General features: G+C 43.0%; 21 protein-coding genes. All 21 read left to right on the forward strand.

Features of this window, described 5'->3' with window-relative positions; all coding sequences use genetic code 11:
• The first annotated feature begins 123 nt into the window (after positions 1-123).
• The 21 genes from nifH (at position 124) to T541_RS0105760 (ending at position 23,642) form a co-directional block, all read left to right on the forward strand.
• On the forward strand, positions 124-1,023 hold the full coding sequence (nifH, locus tag T541_RS0105660) for a nitrogenase iron protein (protein WP_155839468.1): 900 nt from the start codon (positions 124-126) through the stop codon (positions 1,021-1,023).
• A gap of 17 nt (positions 1,024-1,040) precedes the next feature.
• Positions 1,041-2,486: a nitrogenase component 1 gene (locus T541_RS0105665; RefSeq protein ID WP_026651777.1), complete on the forward strand. Its 1,446-nt coding sequence runs from the start codon at positions 1,041-1,043 to the stop codon at positions 2,484-2,486.
• A 16-nt stretch (positions 2,487-2,502) separates the two neighbouring features.
• A complete protein-coding gene (locus T541_RS18925) occupies positions 2,503-3,876 on the forward strand; it encodes a nitrogenase component 1 (RefSeq protein WP_051538111.1) in 1,374 nt (457 codons plus the stop codon).
• Positions 3,877-3,887: 11 nt separating this feature from the next.
• Positions 3,888-4,256: a NifB/NifX family molybdenum-iron cluster-binding protein gene (locus T541_RS0105675; RefSeq protein WP_026651779.1), complete on the forward strand. Its 369-nt coding sequence runs from the start codon at positions 3,888-3,890 to the stop codon at positions 4,254-4,256.
• The gene (locus T541_RS18930; protein WP_034466176.1) at positions 4,253-4,993 is read left to right on the forward strand and encodes an amino acid ABC transporter permease; all 741 of its coding nucleotides are present in this window, start codon (positions 4,253-4,255) and stop codon (positions 4,991-4,993) included. Before T541_RS0105675 ends, T541_RS18930 begins: the two co-directional genes overlap by 4 nt.
• A gap of 9 nt (positions 4,994-5,002) precedes the next feature.
• The gene (locus T541_RS0105685; RefSeq protein WP_026651780.1) at positions 5,003-5,716 is read left to right on the forward strand and encodes an amino acid ABC transporter permease; all 714 of its coding nucleotides are present in this window, start codon (positions 5,003-5,005) and stop codon (positions 5,714-5,716) included.
• Between the two features lie 30 nt (positions 5,717-5,746).
• Positions 5,747-6,499, forward strand: coding sequence for an amino acid ABC transporter ATP-binding protein (locus T541_RS0105690; protein WP_026651781.1), 753 nt, complete (start codon positions 5,747-5,749; stop codon positions 6,497-6,499).
• A gap of 73 nt (positions 6,500-6,572) precedes the next feature.
• Positions 6,573-7,457 carry a transporter substrate-binding domain-containing protein gene (locus T541_RS0105695; RefSeq protein ID WP_026651782.1) on the forward strand — a complete coding sequence of 295 codons (885 nt, stop codon included), beginning with the start codon at positions 6,573-6,575 and terminating at the stop codon, positions 7,455-7,457.
• Positions 7,458-7,483: 26 nt separating this feature from the next.
• The gene (locus T541_RS0105700; RefSeq protein ID WP_026651783.1) at positions 7,484-8,131 is read left to right on the forward strand and encodes a hypothetical protein; all 648 of its coding nucleotides are present in this window, start codon (positions 7,484-7,486) and stop codon (positions 8,129-8,131) included.
• A 3-nt stretch (positions 8,132-8,134) separates the two neighbouring features.
• A complete protein-coding gene (locus T541_RS0105705) occupies positions 8,135-9,289 on the forward strand; it encodes a trans-sulfuration enzyme family protein (protein ID WP_026651784.1) in 1,155 nt (384 codons plus the stop codon).
• A gap of 63 nt (positions 9,290-9,352) precedes the next feature.
• Positions 9,353-11,041 (forward strand): L-serine ammonia-lyase, iron-sulfur-dependent, subunit alpha, encoded by a 1,689-nt coding sequence (locus T541_RS0105710; protein WP_026651785.1) that lies wholly within the window; start codon positions 9,353-9,355, stop codon positions 11,039-11,041.
• A gap of 257 nt (positions 11,042-11,298) precedes the next feature.
• Positions 11,299-12,756 (forward strand): ribosomal protection-like ABC-F family protein, encoded by a 1,458-nt coding sequence (gene abc-f, locus T541_RS18935; protein WP_051538112.1) that lies wholly within the window; start codon positions 11,299-11,301, stop codon positions 12,754-12,756.
• 523 nt (positions 12,757-13,279) lie between these two features.
• Positions 13,280-13,816, forward strand: coding sequence for a histidine phosphatase family protein (locus T541_RS0105720; RefSeq protein WP_026651786.1), 537 nt, complete (start codon positions 13,280-13,282; stop codon positions 13,814-13,816).
• Between the two features lie 92 nt (positions 13,817-13,908).
• On the forward strand, positions 13,909-14,301 hold the full coding sequence (locus T541_RS0105725; protein WP_026651787.1) for a C-GCAxxG-C-C family protein: 393 nt from the start codon (positions 13,909-13,911) through the stop codon (positions 14,299-14,301).
• A gap of 166 nt (positions 14,302-14,467) precedes the next feature.
• Positions 14,468-14,782 (forward strand): hypothetical protein, encoded by a 315-nt coding sequence (locus T541_RS0105730; protein WP_026651788.1) that lies wholly within the window; start codon positions 14,468-14,470, stop codon positions 14,780-14,782.
• Positions 14,783-14,925: 143 nt separating this feature from the next.
• Positions 14,926-15,822 (forward strand): LysR family transcriptional regulator, encoded by an 897-nt coding sequence (locus T541_RS0105735; protein WP_026651789.1) that lies wholly within the window; start codon positions 14,926-14,928, stop codon positions 15,820-15,822.
• Between the two features lie 33 nt (positions 15,823-15,855).
• Positions 15,856-18,672, forward strand: coding sequence for a hypothetical protein (locus T541_RS0105740; RefSeq protein ID WP_155839469.1), 2,817 nt, complete (start codon positions 15,856-15,858; stop codon positions 18,670-18,672).
• Positions 18,656-20,440 (forward strand): Hsp70 family protein, encoded by a 1,785-nt coding sequence (locus T541_RS18940; RefSeq protein ID WP_051538113.1) that lies wholly within the window; start codon positions 18,656-18,658, stop codon positions 20,438-20,440. The genes T541_RS0105740 and T541_RS18940 overlap by 17 nt, the downstream gene beginning before the upstream one ends.
• 96 nt (positions 20,441-20,536) lie before the next feature.
• A complete protein-coding gene (locus T541_RS0105750; protein ID WP_026651791.1) occupies positions 20,537-20,884 on the forward strand; it encodes a PilZ domain-containing protein in 348 nt (115 codons plus the stop codon).
• Positions 20,885-20,901: 17 nt separating this feature from the next.
• On the forward strand, positions 20,902-22,332 hold the full coding sequence (locus T541_RS18945; RefSeq protein ID WP_034466179.1) for a GGDEF domain-containing protein: 1,431 nt from the start codon (positions 20,902-20,904) through the stop codon (positions 22,330-22,332).
• A 125-nt stretch (positions 22,333-22,457) separates the two neighbouring features.
• Positions 22,458-23,642, forward strand: coding sequence for a nucleotide sugar dehydrogenase (locus tag T541_RS0105760; protein ID WP_026651793.1), 1,185 nt, complete (start codon positions 22,458-22,460; stop codon positions 23,640-23,642).
• Positions 23,643-23,666: the final 24 nt, after the last annotated feature.

Raw genomic sequence — 23,666 nt, forward strand, 5'->3', positions numbered from 1 at the left:
AAGGTTATGCTAGAATTCACATAAGTTAAATAATCATTGCCGACTGGACAACCAGAGGTTTATACACTTTCACCCCACAGGGCGAAAGTGTGTAAGCCTCTTTTTTCATATCTAAATTCTGATATGAACAACTCCAAACCAAAATACAGGAGAAAAATAAAAAAAGAGGAGAATGGAAAAATGGGAGAACTTAGACAGATCGCCATCTATGGCAAAGGCGGAATTGGCAAATCAACAACAACACAGAATCTTACAGCAGGTCTTGTAGAGCACGGCAAAAAAGTAATGGTTGTAGGCTGTGATCCAAAGGCAGATTCCACAAGACTTCTTCTTGGAGGACTGGCACAGAAGACAGTTCTTGACACTATCAGAGAAGAGGGTGAAGACGTAGAGCTTGATTACATCCTTAAGGAAGGCTACGGCGGAACAAGATGTGTTGAGTCCGGCGGACCAGAGCCTGGCGTTGGATGTGCAGGACGAGGAATCATCACATCAATCGGACTTCTTGAGAACCTTGGAGCTTACACTGATGACCTTGACTTTGTATTCTATGACGTACTTGGAGACGTTGTTTGCGGAGGCTTTGCAATGCCTATCCGTGAGGGCAAGGCTCAGGAAATTTATATCGTAGCTTCCGGTGAGATGATGGCTCTTTATGCAGCTAACAACATCTCAAAGGGTATTCAGAAATATGCTAAGAGCGGAGGAGTAAGACTTGGAGGAATCATCTGTAACTCAAGAAATGTAGACAGAGAGCTTGATCTTCTTAGAGCCTTTGCAAAAGAGCTGGGAACACAGCTTATCTACTTTGTTCCTCGTGACAACGTGGTTCAGAGAGCTGAGATCAACAAGCAGACAGTTATCCAGTACAAGCCAGATTCCAATCAGGCACAGGAGTACAGAAACCTGGCAGAAGCCATTATCAATAATGAGAACTTTGTAATTCCAACTCCTATGAAGCAGGAGAGACTTGAGGAAATCCTTTCAGAGTTTGGCCTCATGGCAGATGACTATCAGATTTAAGAAAGGCGGAGATAATTATGACGCAGCTTAACACAGAAGTAGAAGTAAGAGACAGGAGACTTAAATCCATACTGTCATTTAGCGGAAAGGCCAGTGAGCTTCAGGAGTTTTCAAGACAATTAAAAGCCCCTGATAAGGCAAGAACCTTTACCCAGTGCGGAGATTGTGCTCAGATGTGCGCAGCGACCATCTGCTATCACGTAAGAGGAGCCGCAGTTGTGGTACATGCCCCAATGGGATGCTTTGCTACAACTCCTTCAACACAGGAAGCAATCAACAACTCAGCTAAGTCTAGAAAGGTTAAGCCCTTCAATACACAGCTTATTTGCAGCAATATATCAGAAAAAGAGACAATTTACGGCGGACTTAAAAAGCTACGAGAAGCCATCGACGAAGCACAGAACCGCTTCCATCCAACAGCTATCTTCATCCAGTCCTCCTGTGCAGCAGGAATCGTAGGTGATGACATCGAGTCAGTAGCAGATGAAAAGCAGGAAGAACTTGGAATCCCCATTGTTCCTGTATACTGCGAGGGCTTTAAGTCCAAGATCTGGTCATCAGGTTTTGATGCAGGCTACCATGGCATTCTTAAGAGAATAGTTAAAAAGCCAGAGAAGAAGCAAGAGGACCTTGTAAACATTTTCAACTTCCTTGGAACAGATACGTTCACACCAATCCTTAAAAAAATCGGTCTTAGACCAAACTATCTGGTACCTCTTGCAGATGTTGATACTATCTCAAGGATGACCGAAGCAGCCTGCTCAACACATATATGTGAAACCCTTGGAACCTATATCACAGATGTCCTTGAAAAGGAATACGGTGTACCTAAGGTTCACGCACCTGCACCATACGGAATCAAGTGGACTGATGCCTGGTACAGAGAACTGGCTAAGATCACTGGTAAATCAGACATCGTAGAGAACGTGATCAAATCAGAACACGAAAGAATACAGCCAGAGCTTGAGAAGTTAAGAGAAGAGCTTAAGGGCATAAAGGTTTATATCTACGCAGGAGATTCCTACGCTCACAACATGGGCAGCATTATGGCAGACCTTGGAGTTGAGATAGTAGGTATCACAACACTTCATCATGATATGAGGACAGACGGCGAAACCATAGATCATTCAACACTTCAGGAGATGATCAATGTAGCCGGCGATATAGATAAATTCACAGTCTGCAACAAGCAGCCTTACGAGATCATCAAGGTCCTTAAGGACACCAACCCAGACGTGATCATCGCCCGTCATATGAATATGACAATCCTTGCAGGTAAGCTTGGAATCCCAAGTCTTCTTGAAGGTGAGATCAACATCTCAGCAGGCTACGATGGAATCCTTATCATGGGCAGAAGAATAAGAGACATTGTAAAGGCAAAGGGACTTCTTTCAACTCTTAAGGAGTACAACCAGTTCCCTTATACCCAGAAGTGGTTAGAAGATGAAAGACTATACATTTAACTAAGGTGGTAGAGATATGAGTCAGATAATACAGTCAGCCAGATTTTCATGTGCTCTTGGAGCTCAGCAGAGCATACTTGGCATTCCAAGAGTAGTTCCGATCATACATGCAGGCCCAGGCTGCAGCGCAAGACAGTTCCAGTTCCTGGGAGGCGGAGCCGCTTATCAGGGTGAGGGCTACTGCGGCGGAGGTCAGATCCCCAGCACCAATTCATCCCAGAGCGAGGTTGTATTTGGAGGTGAAAAGAAACTTGCAACCCTGATAGATTCCACACTGGACATTATGGATGGTGACCTTTACGTGGTACTTGCTGGATGTACAGCTGGAATCGTCGGTGATGACGTGGCCCAGGTTGCATCAGATCATTCAACTAAGGATAAAAAGGTTATCGGTGTTGATACAGCAGGATTCAGGGGCAACAACTACAAGGGTCACAACCTTGTGGTGGAGGGCATCATCGAACAGTTCGTTGGAGATGTAGATGATGAGCCTGAAGTAGAAAAGGGGCTTGTAAATGTCTTTTCAGTAATACCTTACCAGAACGTTAACTGGAGAGGTGATCTGGAGGAAATAAAGAGAATCCTTGAAGGCATCGGCCTTAAGGTCAATATCCTCTTTGGATATGGCTCAAGAGGAGCTTCTGAGTGGAAGAAGATTCCTAATGCAGAACTTAACATAGTTCTTTCTCCATGGGTTGGTCTTGGAGCAGCTAAGCTGGCCCAGAGGAAATACGAAACTCCATACCTTCACGAGCCGGTACTTCCAGTAGGACTTAAGGCAACCAGTGCATTCCTTAGAAGAGTGGGAAAAGAGCTATCTCTTGATAGTGACAGAGTGAATGCCTTCATCAAGAAGGAAGAGGATAGATACAAGAAGTACTTCGTATCAATTGGAGATCTTTTTTCAGATCTTGCCGCTTACCTTCCATACGATGCCTACGTTTCAGGAGATGACATCTACGGACTTGGCAGTATAAGCTTCCTTGAAAATGAGCTGGGAATAAATGTGGTTAAGTTTTATGACACGTCAGATCCAGGAAAGCTTTCTCAGAAGATTGTTAACGAAGCCCTTGAAAATATCAAGGAAGGTCTTTCTGAAAAGACTGTATTCGAGGCAGATGGAGCAATCATCAAAAATAAGATTAAAGATGAGATAAAGGAAAGACACAACAAAGCTCTGATCCTGGGATCAAGCTGGGAAAAAGGAATTGCGGCAGAGACCGACAGTATTCTTATTTACCAGAATAACCCAGTGGTAGACACAGTGGTGGTTAACAGAACCTATGTGGGCTATAACGGTGGACTAAGGCTTATCGAGGATATCTATTCAGGCCTGTTCAACAAGGGTGTTATCACCAACACAACCCACGGAGAAGACGACAAAATCTAAAGGAGGCATATATGGCAGAAGCGGTTAAGGCAGCAATAGCATTTGATAATTTTGATAAACCCTTTGTCAGATTCGGCAAGATGGACCACGTAAGGGTCTACGAGATCGAACCAGACGAGATCATAGAAAAAGAGCTGCTGGATATCCCTGATGCTTCTCTTTTTAAGACCACAGAGGGAAACGGATGTCCTGGAAAGAACGAGCCCTTCTTAAATGAGGTGGCAGCTCTTTTAACAGGTTGCAAGTTCCTGATTGTGGGAGAGACTGGAGGACAGCCGGGAAGAGTTCTTCTAAGATATGGCATAAACGTCCTTGAACAGCAGGGAGAAGTAGCAGAGGTCCTTGGCCGCCTTCAGGCATATTTGGAGAAAAGCAAATGAAAAAAATAGAACTTGAATGGGTGTTTTACTTCATAAAAGAATCGCTTCCATACCTGTCAGTTACTGCCCAGTACGTTTTCTTTTCTCTGATCTTTGGAACAGTGATCGGGTCGGTTATTGCAAAGGCCAAGATGAGCAAAAGCAAAATCGCCAATTTCCTGGCGTCCTTCTACATAACTATTGTCAGATGTACACCATCAATTGTGCTTTTGTTTCTTGTTTATTTTGGAGTACCGGCGCTACTGCGGGATACAAGCTTTGGAGCGTGGCTTAACACTTTGCCCACCATCATTTTTGTTATCGTGACCTATTCCATTTTCATAGGAGCCTCCATATCAGAGGTGATAAGGGGAGCCTTCCAGGTTGTGAGCAAGGGACAAAGGGAAGCAGGCCTGGCAGTTGGAATGAACGAGTTTCAGACCTTTGCAAGTATTATCCTGCCTCAGATGGTAAAGGCAGCAATTCCAAATATAGGTAACACCATAATATTCCTGTTTAAGGAAGGTGCTCTTGCCTACACAATAGGTCTTCACGACGTTCTTGGAAGAGCCTACTTTATGTCAGGAAGAACCATGAATGTACATGCGCTTTCAATGTATGTGGCACTGACTTTGATCTATTGGCCAATATCACTGCTTCTTGAAAAGCTCTTTAAGACTATTAGCGAGAAGATGCAGTACGTACATGTTGAAACGGTAAAAGAAACAGAATTAGCAAAGGAAGTTAAAGCAGCATAGGAGAGAACAATGTATATAGACTTTGATTTTATAAAAAACTCTTTGCCCATCATAGTGCATAAGATTCCTATAACTCTTTTACTTACAGTGGTTTCCTTCGTGATCGCGCTGGTATTTGGAACCATCTTTGCATATGTGAATTACAAAAAGGTCAAGGTGGCTTCCAAGGCAATAAGGGTGTACATGTCCATCATAAGAGGAACACCCATAATCCTTCAGATCTACGTTATCTACAATGTGACACCTAAGCTACTTGAGGGACTTTTTGATGCACTTGGAATTGGCGTAAATATCTACAACATAGATCCTATCTGGTATGCGTTCTTTGCCCTTTCTCTGGCAGCTACAGTATCTGCATCAGAGGCCATAAGAGCAGGACTTCTTAGTATAGACAAGGGACAGTTTGAGGCAGGTCTTTCTGTAGGCCTTAGCGAAAGGAAAGTACTCTTTGATGTGGTTTTCCCGCAGGCCTTTACCAACGCCTTCCCGGTACTTGGAAATGTCTTAGTTGATTTAATTAAGTCAACCTCCCTGGCCTTCATGATGTCAGTTGTGGAGATAACAGCCCAGGCCAAGATCCTTGGAGGAGAGGTCCTTAGATACTTTGAAAGCTATCTGTGTGTATTTATCATCTACATTTTCCTTATAAAGGCTGTGGAGATAATCAACTCCATTATAGAGAGCAGGATAAGTACCTATAAGCTTGGTACAGCTCACAGGTAAAAGAACTAAATCGAAAAGGGGACTTTAAACATGCTAAAAGTAGAAAACGTACATAAATCATTTGGAAAAAACCAGGTCCTTAAAGGAGTCTCCTTTGATGTGGAAAAGGGAGATGTGGTGGCAATCCTTGGATCCTCAGGGTCAGGAAAGACAACACTCCTTAGGTGTCTTGAGTTCTTTGAAAAAGCAGATGATGGAAGGATAGAGCTTGGGGAATTAAAGACAGATCTTAAGGGAGCCCATAAGTCAGTGGCTAACCAGTTTAGACAACATACCGGCTTCGTATTCCAGAACTACAACCTTTTCAATAATAAGACAGCCCTGGATAACGTTAAGCTTGGCCTCATTAAAGGCCATGGCGTAGATAAAAAGAAAGCAGACGAGCTTGCAAGAAAGGCCCTTGATAAGGTAGGTCTTTCAGACAGACTTGATTACTATCCAAGCGAACTGTCAGGTGGTCAGCAGCAGAGAATAGGAATAGCAAGGGCGGTAGCCTTTGAACCGGATGTGATCTTCATGGACGAGCCCACATCAGCTCTTGACCCTGAACTTGTGGGAGAAGTTCTTGAAACCATCAAAAAGCTTGCAGAAAACGGTATCACAATGGTTATTGTTACCCACGAGATCTCTTTTGCCAGGGATGTGGCTACAAAGGTCATCTACATGGATGAAGGAGTTATCGTGGAGCAGGGAACAAGCCTTGAGATCTTCTCAAGACCAAAGCAGGAGAGAACAAGACAGTTCTTATCAAGGTTCCTTGCGGATTACGACTATGTAATCTGATATGAGCGGATAATCCGATTTGCAAAAGAGCTAATCGGATATCAAATAAAAAACAAACGAGGAGGAATGAAAAATGAAAAGAGAGATTCTAAAAAGAGCAGTGGCAGCACTTGTAGTTGCGGGGCTTCTTACAGGTTGTGGAAGTACAAAGAGTGCTGATGCATCTACTGCACAGGCTGCAGACGCAGATGGAAAGAGAGTCATCAATATCGCAGTTGGTCAGAACAGCTACCCAGTGTTCTACCATGATGACAATGATGCTCTTACAGGCTACGACGTAGAAGCCATCAGACTTGTGGAGGAGAAGCTTTCTGACAAGTACACCTTTGTTCTTACAGAGGGTGCACAGGATGCCAATTATACAGGTCTTTCTACAGGAAAGTATCAGGTAGTACTTAGCAATGCCTTCTACACAGAGGAACGTGCACAGAACTTTATCTTACCTGAGAATCCACTTGGTGCTTCACCAGGAGGTCTTGTAGTAAGAGTGGAGGATAAGGGCGTTATCAATACCCTTGAGGATGCAGCAACAGCCGGATATAAGGCAGCGCCTCACCTTGCAGGAGATGGAAACACATATCTTTATCAGAAGTACAACAAGGAGCATCCAGACAACCAGCTTGATTTCGACATTTCTGATGATCCTAACGCCTTCACTAATGGTCTTGCCTACGTGGCAGAGGGTAGATACGACTGTATCGTATTCCCTGGAATCTACTACGATGCACTTGTAACATCAGAAGATGGTGCTTATCACGAGTACGCTGATCAGCTTTACTACAACGAGTACATTCCTATCAGCACATATGCTGTAGTGGCTAAGGGTGAGGATGAGCTTGCTGAGGATATCAACAAGGCCCTTGGAGAACTTCGTGAAGAGGGTAAGCTTTCTGAACTGGCTGTTCAGTTCTATGGCTACGATACATGGGCAATCAATGATGCACAGCAGTCAAACTAATAATTTGAATTTAAGAAGACAAGAAGATGGGTAAAAGAGCTACTTACATTGAAGCAAACTTCATAACAACCGCAGAGGACTTCCGTGGTTATGAAAAGACCAAAGAGCCACCAATGGACTTTAGGCGCAAGGAAAGAGAGCGCCTAAGGTTATACAAAAGTGGGAATCTAAGAAGTGTATATCTTAATGAGCCCACTGTCATAGAGACAAGTCTTGGCCCTATAGAGGCTGAGCTTGTAACCTTCTATGAAAGCGGCGCCATTAAGAGAGTCTTTCCAAGATATGGTCAGGTCAGTGCCTACTGGTCAGAAAATGACGAAGCAAGAATCACCAAAGAGATCACCATATTTGCAGGAAAGCAGCTTCTTAAAGTAAGAGCTCATAACCTATACTTCTATGAAACTGGAGAGCTTAGGAGTGTCACAATCTACAATTGTGACACTCTTACTCTAAATACCCATTATGGGCAGATAAGGACCAACATTGGAGCGTCCTTTTACAGAAGCGGAGAGATTGAGAGCATTGAGCCTGCCTTTAAGACCGTTATAGAAATTGACGGAAAAAGGGTTAAGCCCTTTTATTTCATGGCAGATGGAATGCATGCAGACCACAATTCACTTAAATTTGATAAAAAAGGAAAGATAACATCCTATTACGGAATTATAGAGGAATAGCATATGGCTGATGATTGCTGTAGATACAGAGAAAATACTTTGATAGCAAGGGGAGGGGGCGTATTTGACAGCACCGGATCCATCTCGGTTCCAGTTTACAGAAGTGCCACCTATACACATAACACCTTGGACTACGATCCAAATGCATATTACTACTCAAGATGTGATACACCCACAAGGAGAGCCCTTGAAAAGCAGGTGGCAGCTCTAGAGCACGGCGAAGATGCCCTGGCAGTAACCAGCGGCCTGGCTGCCCTTGATATAGTTATGAAGCTCTTTTCACAGGGTGACAGGGTTCTTATATCCAGCGATCTCTATGGGGGAAGCTACAGACTCTTTAATGAGGTTTATTCTAAGTATGGTATCGTGTTTGAATATGCAGACACCTGGGATCTTGAGGATGTGAAGGCTAAGGCTAAAGGTGGCATCAAGGGTATCATCGTAGAGACACCTTCGAATCCTATGCTCAGGATAAGCGATATCAGAGCTATTTCCGAAATAGCCAAAGAAGAAGGGGCGCTTCTTATAGTGGACAACACATTTCTTTCGCCCTTATTCCAAAAGCCAATTGATCTTGGTGCAGATATAGTGATTCACAGCGCCACCAAGTACCTTGCTGGTCACAACGATGTACTGGCTGGGATTATTGTAACTGCCACCAAGGAGCTTAGAGAAAAGCTGTATTTCTATGTGATGTCCATAGGAAATGCTCTGTCCCCTGATGATGCCTGGCTTACCATAAGGGGAATCGAGACCCTGTCAGTAAGGCTTCAAAGGCAGCAGGACAATGCAAAAGAGCTGTTAAAATTCCTAAAAAATCACCCGGCGGTAGAATTTGTTATCTATCCAGGAGACCCTGAGCATCCGGAACATGAGCTTGCCAAGAGGCAGCAGACCGGCTTTGGCGCCATGATTTCCTTTGTGGTAAAAGACAAAGACAGGGCCCCGGAGTTCTTTGGAAAGTTTAAGACCATCTATCAGGCAGGAAGCCTTGGAGGGGTACAGTCCCTTATAAATCTTCCAAATTCATCCCTTCAGTGTCCGATTCCTTTAGAGCAAAGGCTTCACACCGGAGTATCAGATGGGCTCTTTAGGCTATCTGTTGGCATTGAGGATGTGGAAGATCTTAAGGATGATATTTTGCAGGCACTTAGCTGAGAATTAGAGTGAATACGGCAATACTACTGGATTTATAAGACTAGCAAGCAGGAGACGAAAGGTATGGCAAAAATATTTTACCCAGATTTTTTTAACGACGTGTTTGGTCCTATCATGCAGCCAGGTTCATCAGGCGGCTTTGCAGGACCTACAAGAATAGGGAACATAGCAAAAGATCTTATCGGAGGAGAGGTTAAAAAAGTTGTCTTTTCTTTCCAAAAGGACAACGAAGGGAGCCTTCAATCCCTTGGTAACTTCATGACTGACAGAGGCTTTCTTGGAGGTGTACAGGGGTTTCTTCCAGACGATAAAAGGCTCTTCGATGCCCACAGACTTGCAAGGGAAAGCGGTCTTTCCTATGAGTTTAGGCTTGATGATAAGAACTACGGCTATGAGCGAGGCGTCAAGATAGAGGTCTTTGGAGAGGGTGATGAATATGGCCAGCTTATCGGAGCTTCTGTAGGCGGCGGAATGGTCAGAATCTACGAGGTCAATGGTTACTATATCAACTGGCAGGCGGATACCTATGGAGTGCTTATTTATGGGATTAAAGAAGGAAAGGCTGCCGATATAATAGATAATATCAATAAATCCTACGAAGACCACGTCATTGATATTAGGGAAGTGGCGAAAGCAGGCTCTGATGCTGCGTTAACTGAGAATAGTCAGGTAAATGGAGTAGCTATAGAGAAGGCTGTGTTTGCGGAGCTTGATATTGATATTGCAGGAGATGACAAGATTTCATCTGGCAGCAGCATTTTTGGAGATGGCAAAAGAGCTGTCTTTTTACCGGCAGTTCTTCCGGTGGTTACCACCAATAAGAAAAAGAAACAGCTCTTTTCTACTGTTGAGGAGTGGAGAGCCTATGCCAAGGACCATGGCATATCCTTCCTGGATGCGGCTATCGAGTACGAAAAGGCTTCCTCTGGCTGGTGCGAGGACAAGATCTGGGCATACTTTGAGAGGATAAGAGATATCTTTGATAAGCAAATCCACAGTCTTGAGGACAGGAACTATGACGTTGAGGATACCCCTATGCTTCCAGTCTACGGCAAGAAGTGGAAGGCCTTCCTTGATAAGGAGCAGTATATTACGGATAAGCTTACGAGACATATCCTGACCCATGCCTATGCCACTAATGCCAAGGTTCCGGGCGTCATCATCGTTCCAGGACCAATGGGAACCGGCGGAGGATATCTGTATTCAGCCCTTGATGCAGTGAGGGAGGAAAGAGGCTATTCAAGGCAGAAGGAGCTGGAAGCCCTTGTTATTGCGGCAACCTTAGGAGCTCTTGCCTATACCCACACCAATGCCTCAGGTGAACGAGGCTGTATAGGTGAGTCCGGCGTATGTAATGCCATGGCATCCGGCGCAGTGGCTTACCTTGTAACTCCTGATGAGGATCCATTGGTTGAAGTTGGCGTTGCAGTAGAAAGAGCTGCTTCCATGGCTCTTCAGGCTAACATGGGCCTTGTGTGTGACCCGATTCCCGGCGGCCTTGAATTTCCTTGTATCACAAGGACCCTGAGGGCAGCTGTGACAGCTCCTATGTATGCTGAGATGGCTGTAATTGGTATTGATCCGCTTATTCCATACCATGAGCTTTTACAGGCAATGGAGCGCCATTATAAGGTAACTCCTCCTGAGAGACTGTGCGGAGGTAACTGCGGAACCTGTACCACACCAACAGCTCAGAAGTGTAAGGAATTCTTATCTGATCTTATGGCAGATAACCTTAAGTACGAAGCATAACTCTTGCCATAGTGCATTTTCGGTGCTATCATTTTTGTTAGTAAAAAGAAAGGGCGATTTTTCGCGTAGGTGGAAGGATGTTTATTTGATAATTTGATTTAGGTGAACATGTTGATGAGACTGCTACTGATGGTAGCAGTGTTTATGTGTACGCTTAAATTGGATTATCATGCATTCGGAGCCTGTTTATATATAGGTCTATTTGTGTGAGTCTATTTTGCGTACGCAGGATAGACTTTTTTCATTGGGAGGCATAAATGGCAAGAAATATACTGATAAAAGCAGAAAATATAATACATTCCTACGGGGAGCAGACGGTTCTTGATTTTGACAGGTTTACCCTTTATGAAGGTGAGAAGGTGGGCCTGGTTGGCGTAAATGGCGCAGGTAAAAGCACCATACTAAAGATTTTGGCAGGAGAGCTAGAGCCCACAAGTGGCAAGGTCACAAGGCAGTGCACACCTTTTTACTTTGAGCAGTTTGGGACAGACAGCGATTATTATGATACGGACTATGCAGAGGCTGGAAGGATGGGCGTTGGAGAGCAGATCTGGCAGGAAAATGTCAGTGGCGGCGAGGATACAAGGATTAGACTTGCACAGCTCTTTTCAAGCCCCCACGCAGTGGCGTTCCTCGATGAGCCCACGTCAAACCTTGACTATGAGGGTGTTGAGATGCTCAAGAAAAGGCTTAAGGAGCTGGATACCATGGTTATCATAAGCCATGACAGATCAGTTCTTAATGAGGTCTGTAACAGGATAGTCGAGATCTCTTTTGGACAGCTCCACAGCTTTACTGGTAACTATGACGAGTATGTGGTGCAGAAGGAGGAGCTCTTTAAGTCCCAGCAGGCGGAGTACGAGAACTATCAGGCTGAGAAGAAAAGGCTTCAGAGCGTATATGTGGAGAAAAAGGCCAAGGCTAAGACCGTTGAGAAAAAGCCAAAGAATATATCTGCCAGTGAGGCAAAAACAAGGGCTTTATGTGGTAATAGAAAACCTGAGGATAAGGCTCGTGGGATAGAAAAGAGCGCCACCAACGTCCTTAAGCGAATAGAACACATGGAGGTTAAGGAAAAGCCCAAGGAGGAGCCCACAGCAAGACCGGACTTCAGGCTCACCAACCCTCCAAGGAATCCAATAGTTATAAGGGGCGAGCATATTTCTTTTTCCTATGATGACCATGTAATCTTCGATGATGCGGACTTCATGATCAAGAATGGCAGCAAAGTTGCCTTCGTTGGCGGAAATGGAGCTGGGAAGACTACGCTTCTTGAGCTGATTTCAAAAAGAGAGGGCGTCTACGTGGTTCCAGGAGCCAAGATTGGCTACGCCAAGCAGAATATGTCCCAGATAGATCTTGATAAGACCGTTCTTGAGAATGTAAAAAGAGTCAGCATCCAAAGCGAGAGCCTGTCTCGTATTATTCTGGCAAGACTTCTTCTGTCGGAACGAGATATGAACAAGAAAGCCAGGGACTTATCTGGCGGCGAGAGGATGAAGCTGTCCTTTGCCATGCTCTTTGTGTCAGATGTGAATCTCCTTATTCTGGATGAGCCCACTAACTATCTGGATATTCCCTCAGTTGAGGCCCTGGAAAAGCTCTTGGTGGAATATGAGGGTACCTTGGTGTTCACTTCTCATGATAAGATGTTTGTAGATAGAATTGCCACAGAGAGACTTAAGATTACAGATGGCAAGATTGTGGCAGGTTAACGCGGAGGTGACTACACCGTCTATCTTTTTGATAGAAGAAAAGAAATCCCTTCAGACTATTCAATTTTTGATATGGCAAGGGATACAGCAGAGAGATGTTGACAGAGAACTGTGAAGGTAGGCTTAAAATGGACTTTTCCTTGATTTGAGCCTGCGATTTATGAAGGCTGGAGCAGTGAAAGCAGGCTTGAAAAGGACTATTTCTTGATCTGAGCCTGCGATTTATGAAGGCTGGAGCAGTGAAAGCAGGCTTGAAAAGGACTATTTCTTGGTCTGAGCCTGCGATTTATGAAAATCGGAGCAGTGAAAGCAGGCTTGAAAAGGACTTTTTCATAATCTAAGCCTGCAATTTATAAAAATCATAGCTGCGAAGGTAGGCTTAAAAAAGACTTTTCTTTAATTTAGGCCTGCAATTCAAGAAAAGCCAAACAGTACAATTACATAACTAAGTACACGACTAAGTACACAACAAAGTACATAACTATCTACACAACAAACCACAACAAAGGAAAGAGAAGTACAAATGGATCATTTTTATTTCATAAGACATGGAGAAACAGTCTGGAACGTAGAGAACAAGATTTGTGGAGCTACAGATATTGAGCTCACAGAGAAAGGCCACCAGCAGGCAATCGAGACAGGGAAAAAGCTCTTAGATATGGGAATTAAGGCAGATGTGATCCTGACATCTCCCCTTGTAAGAGCAAAAGAAACAGCAAGACACATTTCTGAAATGACAGGAATCCCAATGGAAGTTGAGGAAAGGCTCAAAGAACAGAACTTCGGACGATATGAGTCCACACCTAGAGATGGCGCAGAGTTCCACGAAGCCAAGAAGGATATGGCCAGCAGATTCGGAACCGGAGAATCAATGCTTCATCTGGCACAGCGTATCTACAACCTTCTTGACGACATCAAGGCTGGCGACAGAGAAGTAATCCTGGTGGCTCACAACGGAATTACCAGGATGGTAGAATCCTATTTCAAAGAGATGACTAATGAGGAGTTTTCATCCTGCGGAATAAAGAACTGCGAGATCAAGAGATATGATTTTAAATAATACAATAGATGAAGACTAGATCATGTGTGAATATGAAGAATTAGTGACACTGAAGTTACTGAGCATTTGATACAGAAAGGAAGGAGTTTATCATGACAATATCTGAGAGAGCTGAAAAGGCAGTTCAGCTAAAGACCATGGGAGGTTACAACTGTTCACAGGCTGTAACAGCAGCATTGGCAGACCAGACAGATCTTACAGAGGAGCAGCTTAAGAACCTGACTGCAGGTTTCTGTGCAGGCATGGGTAATCTTGAGGCTACCTGCGGAGCTCTTATAGGAGCAGGTATGATAGCCGGCCTTAAATCTGAGGGCAAAGGTACTCTCGCTCTTACAAGGCAGATACAGGAAGAGTTTGCAGACAGATGCGGTGCACTTCGCTGTAAGGACCTTAAGGCTATGACAGATGGTAAGCCATTATGCCCATGTGAAGAGTGTGTTCGAAATGCAGTCCTCATCTATGGCGAGAAAATGGGGCTCGCTTGATCAATCCGGTATAGTAAGTTTCCATTCACAGTTTCAAGGTAAACTGAGGATGGGAACTTTTTTTATAAATTTATAAGAATAAAATCACCCCGAGTTTGGTATAATGATTTCAGACGCTTTAAAACGTTTGGAAATTTGCGAAATATTATTCGAGGAGGATTCTACAATGGCAGATAGATCCGATCTTATTAACCAGTTGGCAGCTTCCATGGGAGCAGGACAGTTTGCTTCTACTTCATATGAAGAGTCAAGATTTGATGCTGAGACAGGTACCTTGTACTGTAATGGTATGGTTATCTCTAAATCTGTTGCAGAGAAGGCCATTCAGCATTTCGAGACCCTTGAAAAGAAGTGTGACACCAATGATAGTGCCCAGAGAGAAATGGCAATGGTCTACAGATGTGCTGTAGAATCCATTAAGATGATGCAGAATCCTAAGATTCTCAATATGCTTAAGGAAGAAGCTCAGAAAAAGGATTAAGGAACATGATATGAAAATCTAAAGCTCTAAGGTAAATCCTTAGGGCTTTTTTATTTTGCCCTTAAAATACGGCCTGTAATGTGATATCATGTATAAAAACTTTGCCAGAGCAAAGTAATGAATCGTTGGGTGGGGGAATCAACATGACCATATTACAGCTTAAATATGTTATTGCTATTGATGAAGAGTGCTCAATGAGAAAGGCCGCAGACAGACTCTATGTTTCACAGCCAGGTCTTTCAAGTGCAGTACGAGATCTTGAGAACGAGATTGGTATCCAGATATTTGAAAGAGTCCACAACGGTGTTGTTACAACATCCGCAGGGGCTTCTTTTATTGCCTATGCTCGTCACGCAGTTGAGCAGTTTGAAAAGGTTGAGGATAAATACATCAATTCTCGCACAGAGAAGCCTACTTTCTCTGTATCCATGCAGCATTACACACTTGCTGTTAATGCATTCATTGAAACCGTTAAGGAATATGACCTTGATGAGTATCAGTTCTCCATCAGAGAGACTCAGACCAGTGAAGTAATCGACGATGTTAAGAACCTTAAGAGTGAGGTTGGCGTTATTGCTCTTAGCGACTTTAACAAGAATACATTCAAGAAGGTATTCACAGATGCTTCCCTTGAGTTCCATGAGCTCTTTAGTAGAAACACTTATGTATACCTTCGTAAGGACCATCCTCTCGCAGACAGAGACGAGCTTTCGCTTGAGGAGCTTCAGGACTATCCTTGCATGGTATTCGACCAGGGCGACAATACATCTTTTTATTATAGAGAAGAGGCCCTTGCTACCTACGATTACAAGAAGATCATCAGCACCAACGAAAGAGCTACCTCCATCGAGCTTATGCTTGGTCTTAACGGATACGCTGTTGGAGCTGCCATGCTTGGAGACTCCCTCAACACCTCAGAGATTCACGCTGTTAAGTTAAAAGAGGAAGAGACTCTTACCTTTGGCTACATAGTCCGCAAGGGCACGGAGCTTAGTGAAATGGCCCAGACCTATGTGGAGAAGCTTGAAGCAATAAAGTAAAAAGAAATAACGAATAGAAATGTGTAACTGATAATGAGTAAGACAATGTGGGAATGGCTCGAGATTGAGCCTACAAAAGACGCAAACGTAATAAAGGCAGCCTTTGCAGAGGCGGCTAAGAAATATCATCCAGCGGAGCATCCTGACGAGTTCAGGGAGCTCCGTGATTGTTATAAAAGAGCTATGCGCTATGCGCAGGGTAGCTCTGAAAGGCGTACAGTCATACTTAACTCCAAGCCTAAATTTGGTGAGGAATACAAAAAGAAGGCTCTGGCTGAGATGGAGGCCAGCAGAGCAGAACAGAAGAATAAGACTGAGAATGAGAAGTTTCAGTTTAATCTGAATAAACAGACAGAGGAATCTAAGAACGTAGTATCAGAAGAAGAGCAGAATAAATTACAGTTTGATCTGAACAATGAAACAGTAAAGAAAACTGTAGTAAGAGATGAACAAGAAAAGCTCAAGTTCGATTTAAACAGTAACACTGAGAATACAAAGAAAGATAATCAAGAGGAAGAGCAGGAATATCTTCAGTTTGATCTAAACAGTAATAATGATAACACTAAGAAAGAAAATCAGGAAGATAAGAATAAGTTTCAATTCGACCTGAACAATGAAACAGTAAAGAAAACTGTAGTAAAAGATGAACAAGAAAAGCTCAAGTTCGATTTGAACAACAATAATGATAACACTAAGAAAGATAACCAAGAAGAGCAAAACAAATTACAGTTTGATCTTAACAATGAAACAGTAAAGAAAATTGTAGTAGAAAATGAACAAGAAAAGCTCAAATTCGATTTAAACAGTAACTCAGATAATACAAAGAAAGAAAATCAAGAAGAACAACCAAGAGACGATCTTCAGTTCAATCTTAATAGTGACACTGACGAGGACCAGGAGACTCCAAATCTGGACTTCAGTAACATCTCCCACAAGCAGGATCTGTCAGAGACCCAGACCATGATGCTTAACTTCGTCAGGGAAATGTTCGACAGTGTGGCAATGAAGCCAGGTCAGTTCTGTGAGAAGAAGACCTTCGAGACAATTCTCTACGGCTGGGATAAGGCTCCTTATAAGGACGAGATCACGCCGCATTTCGCAGAGCTCTTTATGGATATTCTTGGAAGGCTCCCTGTTATAGACAAGGGCTCTTTTGAAACAATAGAAAGAGTAATCATTGGTAATGATAAGGGCCCGGAGTTTGAGAGTTTAAGGCCAAGGTTCAGGGCAGCAGCCAATATAAGCCCCACAGGTAAGGTAATCCTTGGTAAAAATGACAAAGCCAACGTTTTGTTGTGTCTTAAGAGATATACGGATAAGCCAATCCATGAGATTCCCTTTGGATATATCTTTTCAGAGGGAACCTTTAAGAAATGGCGAAGGTGCGTAGTATACCCTCTTAAGAATATTCTTCTTGTAAGCTACAGAAAGCGCATCAGGTACTACTTCATTAAGGATCTTACCTGCAGGATTGACGCAAAGACCGACAAGATGACTATTTCTGACTATAGCGGAAATGTCATACTTAAGGTGCCTTCAATGCACCCTTCATATCAGTACCTGCTCAATCACCTTAAAACCCACAGGTGCCATATTGTTAGTCCTAAGCATATAGATTTAGATACCTATATCTGTGGTCTTAGCTCTTTTAGCAAATTATTTACAGGACTCATGGATAAGGTCAGGATATTTGCCATTTCCCTGGTTATGAACTTTATTCTTATGATTCTTTTAACACTGGGGAAATCAACCAATTTCGAGTACTTCTATGGACTTATCCTGGCGGGATATATAATCCTTGTTGGCTGGATATTTATCCTGGCGTTTCTTGCGTCAGCTGGGCAGATCATAGTCATGTTAGTGCAGCTTCTTGGTATCCTACCTAAGGTAAAAGAGCTAAAGGAAGAAGTGAAAAATGGACAGGCCGGATATGTTATTGGAAAAGGGGTATTTCTTTTTACAAATTACATGATCTGGTATGACAGCAACTGCTATAACATTGTTAAGATAAGCGATATTAACGATATCGAGCGTGACACTGAGCTTGATAAGAATAACAACAACTACAGGGTGACGATCCACAGGAAAAATGGCATTGATAAGACTCTTTGGATCTCTGTTATATCCTGTATCAATGCTATTAAGAGCTATGTTAATGAGGTTTCGCCAATTGCGAATAGAGAGGGCTTAACTCTAGAGCAGCAGTGTAAGTACGATCGCATCAGAAAGAGCAAGTTCAAATTCTTTAGACTGAAATACATGCTTGCAAAGCCTATTGCCCATAACTATTTGTGGCACGTGATTATTATACCCTGTGCGATCTTTATGGATTGCATGCTGTGGCATGAGGTTACTACCGGAAAGTTTAAGGACTGGGATCTGGACGGAATTTCAGGATATATTTTGCTTGCGTATGTAGGAACGGCAATGGCGTTGTTTGCTGTAGTGGGCCTTATCAGATACAGAAAGGTACCTGTGGATAGGCTTTTGGATATGGGCATTCAGGTTAGGCATTTTAATCCTTATCACAATAAGACGCTGAATATATACGTTCTTAAGGACTATTTCGTGGCCTATAAGCTTTTGTATCTTAAGGTCATTCCTTATTCAGAGATTACCTCCATCACCATGGATGCAGTCAAGGGCCAGAGGGTTATCAAGATTGTGACCCGTGATGGCAAGGTCCAGACCTTTGGAGGTGGCAAGACGGCAGCAGCTGCCAACAATGATCCGCAAGTAATAGAGGTTATGTCTAATCTAAAGCTTCGATATCTGCAAAGTACGAAAAGAAGCGAAGGTTTAGATCTGAATACAGTTTTGGAGGAAGGTAAAAATGATAGTTGGCATTGATCTTGGCACCACCAATTCCCTGGTGAGCGCCTGGACAGATGAGGGAGTAGTTCTTGTTCCCAATGAATTTGGAGAATATCTTACACCATCAGTGGTTTCATTTGATGGTAAGGATGCAATAGTTGGTAAGATTGCCAAGGAGAGGCTTGTTACTCATCCCGAGGTTACAGCCTGCGAATTTAAAAGACATATGGGAAGAGCCACCACATATAAGCTTGGAAAGGGTGGCTTCCTTTCACCGGTAGATCTTTCTGCTATTGTGTTAAAAAAGCTAATAGCTGATGCGGAGAAGTTCTTCGGCCAGAAGGTGGACAGCGCCATCATCAGCGTTCCTGCCTACTTTGATGACCATCAAAGAGAGGCTACGAGACTTGCCGGAATAAAGGCAGGGGTTAAGGTGACTCAGCTTGTTAACGAGCCATCGGCAGCAGCTCTTTCTTACCATTTCGAGAACATGGAATATGATGAGAAGTTCATCGTTTTTGACTTTGGCGGCGGAACACTGGATGTTACTGTGGTTGATGCCTTTGCCAACATGGTGGAAATCTGCAATATTTCCGGTGATAACAGCCTTGGCGGCAAGGACTTTAACGAGGCTATAGCCCTTGATATCTGCGATAAATTCGGCTTTGACTGGGATAAGCTTGATAAAAAAGAAAAGGCTATTCTTGTTAACTACGGTGAAACCATCAAAATAAGACTCTCTGAGGAGGATGAGGTTAAGACCGCCATCATCTTTAATGGCAACAGCTATGAGTACGAGCTTAGTCAGCAGAGATTCATTGATATTTCTGCATCAGTATTTAGAAGGCTCACAATTGTCCTTAAGAGGCTTATGAATGATTCCGGACTTACACCAGATGATGTGGACGGCGTTGTTATGGTAGGCGGATCCTCTAAGATGCCTAGCGTAAGGGCTTATATGGAATCTCTTTTCCCAGGTAAGATCATGGTGGATCCAAAGGGCGATGTGGCTATCTGCCGAGGTGTCGGCATTGTCACCGGTATAAGCCAGAGAGAAGATGGGGTAAAAGATATTATTATGACAGATATCTGCCCATTCTCACTGGGAGTTGGCATTGTTGGCGACGAGATGTCAGTTATTATCCCTAAGAACCAGATCCTTCCTGCCAGCAGAAAGCAAAGATATCACACCGTTGAAAACATGCAAAAGGCCATTAAATTTGAAATCTATCAGGGTGAGAAGCTGACAGCTTCCAGCAACCTTAAGCTTGATACCATTGAAATCCCTGTTCCTCCAAAGAGAAGGGGAGAAGCCTATGTGGATGTGCGCTTTTCCTATGACCTTAACGGTATTTTTGATATTGATATTTACTGCCCATTAAACGGAGTAGAGGTCCATAGAAGCCGCGGAGCATCATCAGGCCTTGTGGAGGGCGAGCTTGACGATATCAGACTTAAGATGGAAGAGCTTAAGCAGGATCCAAGGGAGATTCCGGAGATCAAGTTCCTTATAGAAAAGGCTTTAAGACTCTACGAAGAGGGCAATCCTATGCAGAGAGATTATCTTGCAAAAGAGCTGGATGCCTTCAACAAATTCATCGATGAGGCGTCTGTTCCGGATGCCAAGAAGGCTGCCATGACCTTCTCCCTTAGACTTAACAGGGTGGAGGAGAGTATGTTTGCCTTTGACGTGGAGCAGGGGAATCTTTGGAAGGAATTCTTAGAAGAAAATCTTGAGGGAAAAGAGTTCGACAAATCCAGTGAATACGACGATGAAGAGGACAATGATTCCGAAAGAAGATAGTTTTTCTATGTAGATTTACATTCGACGGTAATTTTAGTATCATTAATACAGAATGTAACGAAATAACGTTTTTTCTTATTGCTTGGGGAGGCGTATATGGAAGAAAAAAGAAGAGCTAAAAGACTGGACCTTGCTGGCGAGATTCTTATTAAGGAGCTTGGCAGTTCGGAGCAGAAAGCAGTGGATATTAAGATTACTGATGCATCCACTTCAGGAATAGGCTTTTCTACAGAAAAGCAGCTCACTATCGGAGATAACTATGAATCTAATCTCACTCTCTGGAACAAGGAAGTTATTCATGTGTTTATCCAGATAGTAAGAGCTGTAAAAGAAGGGGATGTATACCATTACGGTGGCATTTTCATTGGAATGCCAGAGGATGTTAAAATGAGAATCCAGGTCTACGAGACCGTGGAAGATACATTAAAAGCTCAAGAGGAATAAAGGAAGATCCATAATTTATGGGAAAAAAATCTGCCGTTACAGGTCAAAAACCGCTTAAGCGAAGCATAATTATCTTTACACTTGGATTTATTGTTTTACTGTGTTTTGTCCTAAGTATCATTACTTACCAAACCTTTTCCAGGTCTATTTATCGTGCATATGACAAGAGAATGGATGATATCCTGGCCTATGTGTATTCTCACATAGACGACGAGGATCTTTCAGAGTGCGTAGATACCTATGTGGAGTCTGAGAAGTTTAAAGAGCTCTTTTCCTTCATGGACTCCATCATGGAGGATTTTGACATTCACTATCTTTACATTATTGCTCCTTCCGATGATGCCAATGAGCATTTGATGATAAATATTATTTCTGCTGATACGGCCTATGGAAGAGCAACAGATCCTGATGGATACTACCTTGGTCTTGCACTTGAAGAGGTCTACGATGAGGAGAACTTTAATCTTTATTATGAGGCCCTTTTAAAGGATGATATTTCACATTTTAAGAACTTTAGCTATTGGGGCTATGATTATTCAGCTACCAAGCCGCTTATTAACAAATATGGTGAGCATTATGCACTTCTTTGTGTGGATATTGAAGTAGATGACGTGGAACGCGAAATAAGACAGTTTACCCTGGTTAATGTTATTCTTATATGTCTTTTAGGCGTCTTGTTTACTCTTTTGTTCATTGCATGGATGAACTACAATATCACAGAGCCTATTAAGCGTCTTGAAAGAAGCGTGGTAACCTTTGCAAAGAGAAGCCACGGCCAGAAGAACCCTGATCTTCTTGAATATGATGATCCTTCAATTCATACCCGTAACGAGGTTGAATCTTTGTCCAACGCTGTGAGCCAGATGTCCACGGATATGAAGATATATGTTAAGAGTATCCTGGATGCTGAGGGCAGAGTGGAGGATATGAAGTCCCAGGTTAGCAGAATGGATATGGTGGCTTATCAGGATGCCCTTACTCATGTTAAGAACAAGGCCTGGTACGATAAGACTCAGGATAGAGTTAATGATGATATAGCAAATGGAAGAGCCAAATTTGCTATTCTGATGGCGGATCTTAACAGCCTTAAGAAGATCAATGATACCTTTGGCCACGAGCATGGTAATGACTATATCTTTGGTGCTTGCCACCAGATTTGTATAATATTTGATCACTCTCCGGTATTTAGAATCGGTGGTGATGAGTTTGTAGTTCTTTTGGAAAACAGGGACTATGAAAACAGGGATGTGCTTTATCAGGAGCTTGTTACAGCCTTTGAGATTTCCTCCAAGGATGACAGCAAACCACAGTGGGAGCGCTATTCAGCAGCTGTTGGTCTTGCAGTCTATGATAAGGATACAGATAAGGATATGAATGATGTATTTAAGCGGGCTGATGAGATCATGTATCAAAAGAAGCTTGCTTCCAAGATGGCCAGAACAGACTAATTTGATTTATAGGCCATAATCTATTAAAATAACGTAGTGCATATTAACTGCTCTTTGTAGATAATGCAAAGAGCAGTTGTTATTGGCATAAATCTTTGCATTTTGCAGATATCGAGGTAAAAGAGATGAAAATAGCAGTAGTTGGAACTGGATATGTTGGACTTTCTATGTCAATTCTTCTTTCCCAGTACAATGATGTTACAGCAGTAGATATTATTCCTGAAAAGGTAGACATGATCAACAATAGGAAGTCACCTATCGTTGATAAGGAGATAGAGGAGTATCTTTCTAAGGATAATCTTAGACTCCACGCAACAACAGATGCTTCATCAGCATACGCTGATGCTGAGTTTGTTATCGTATCAACTCCTACTAATTATGATGAGAAGCTTAACTACTTTGATACATCTTCTGTTTCAAGCGTAGTTGCTCAGGTTAGAAAAGAGAATCCTGATGCTTTCATCGTTATCAAGTCAACAATCCCAGTTGGATATACACAGGAGCTTAGAGAGGAGTACAACACAGATCACATCATGTTCTCTCCTGAGTTCTTAAGAGAGGGTCATGCTCTTTATGATAATCTCTATCCTTCAAGAATCATCGTTGGATATGACATCGACAGCGAGGATGCCAAGGAAAGAGCAGAGATGTTTGCATCTCTCCTTAAGCAGGGCGCTATCAAAGAGGATGTTAAGACTCTTTTCATGAACTCTACAGAGGCTGAGTCAGTTAAGCTCTTTGCTAACACATACCTTGCCCTTAGAGTTTCATTCTTCAACGAGCTTGATACCTATGCTGAGGTTCGTGGCCTTAATACCAAGAACATTATCGATGGTGTTTGCCTTGACCCACGTGTAGGTGATTTCTACAATAACCCATCCTTTGGATATGGCGGATATTGCCTTCCTAAGGATACTAAGCAGCTTCTTGCCAACTACGAGGATGTTCCTAACAACCTCATTACAGCTATCGTAGATGCCAACAGAACCAGAAAGGATTTCATTGCAGATCGTATCTGGGCTCTTCATCCTAAGAAGGTTGGTGTTTACCGCCTTACAATGAAGGCTGGCTCCGATAACTTCCGTCAGTCAGCAATCCAGGGTATTATGAAGCGTATCAAGTCCCGCGGCGTTGAGTGCGTTGTATACGAGCCAACTCTTAAGGATGACGATTTCTTCAATTCCCGCGTAGAGCGTGATCTTGAAAAGTTCAAGAGCGAGTGCGATTTCATTATCGCCAACCGTCTTACACCAGAGCTCTCAGACGTTGTGGACAAGGTTTACACAAGAGACCTCTTTGGTAACGAGTAACACAAGTAGAAGACTAAAATAGAC

It is taken from the genome of Butyrivibrio proteoclasticus P6B7, from assembly GCF_000622085.1.
GTDB classification, from domain to species: domain Bacteria; phylum Bacillota; class Clostridia; order Lachnospirales; family Lachnospiraceae; genus Butyrivibrio; species Butyrivibrio proteoclasticus_A.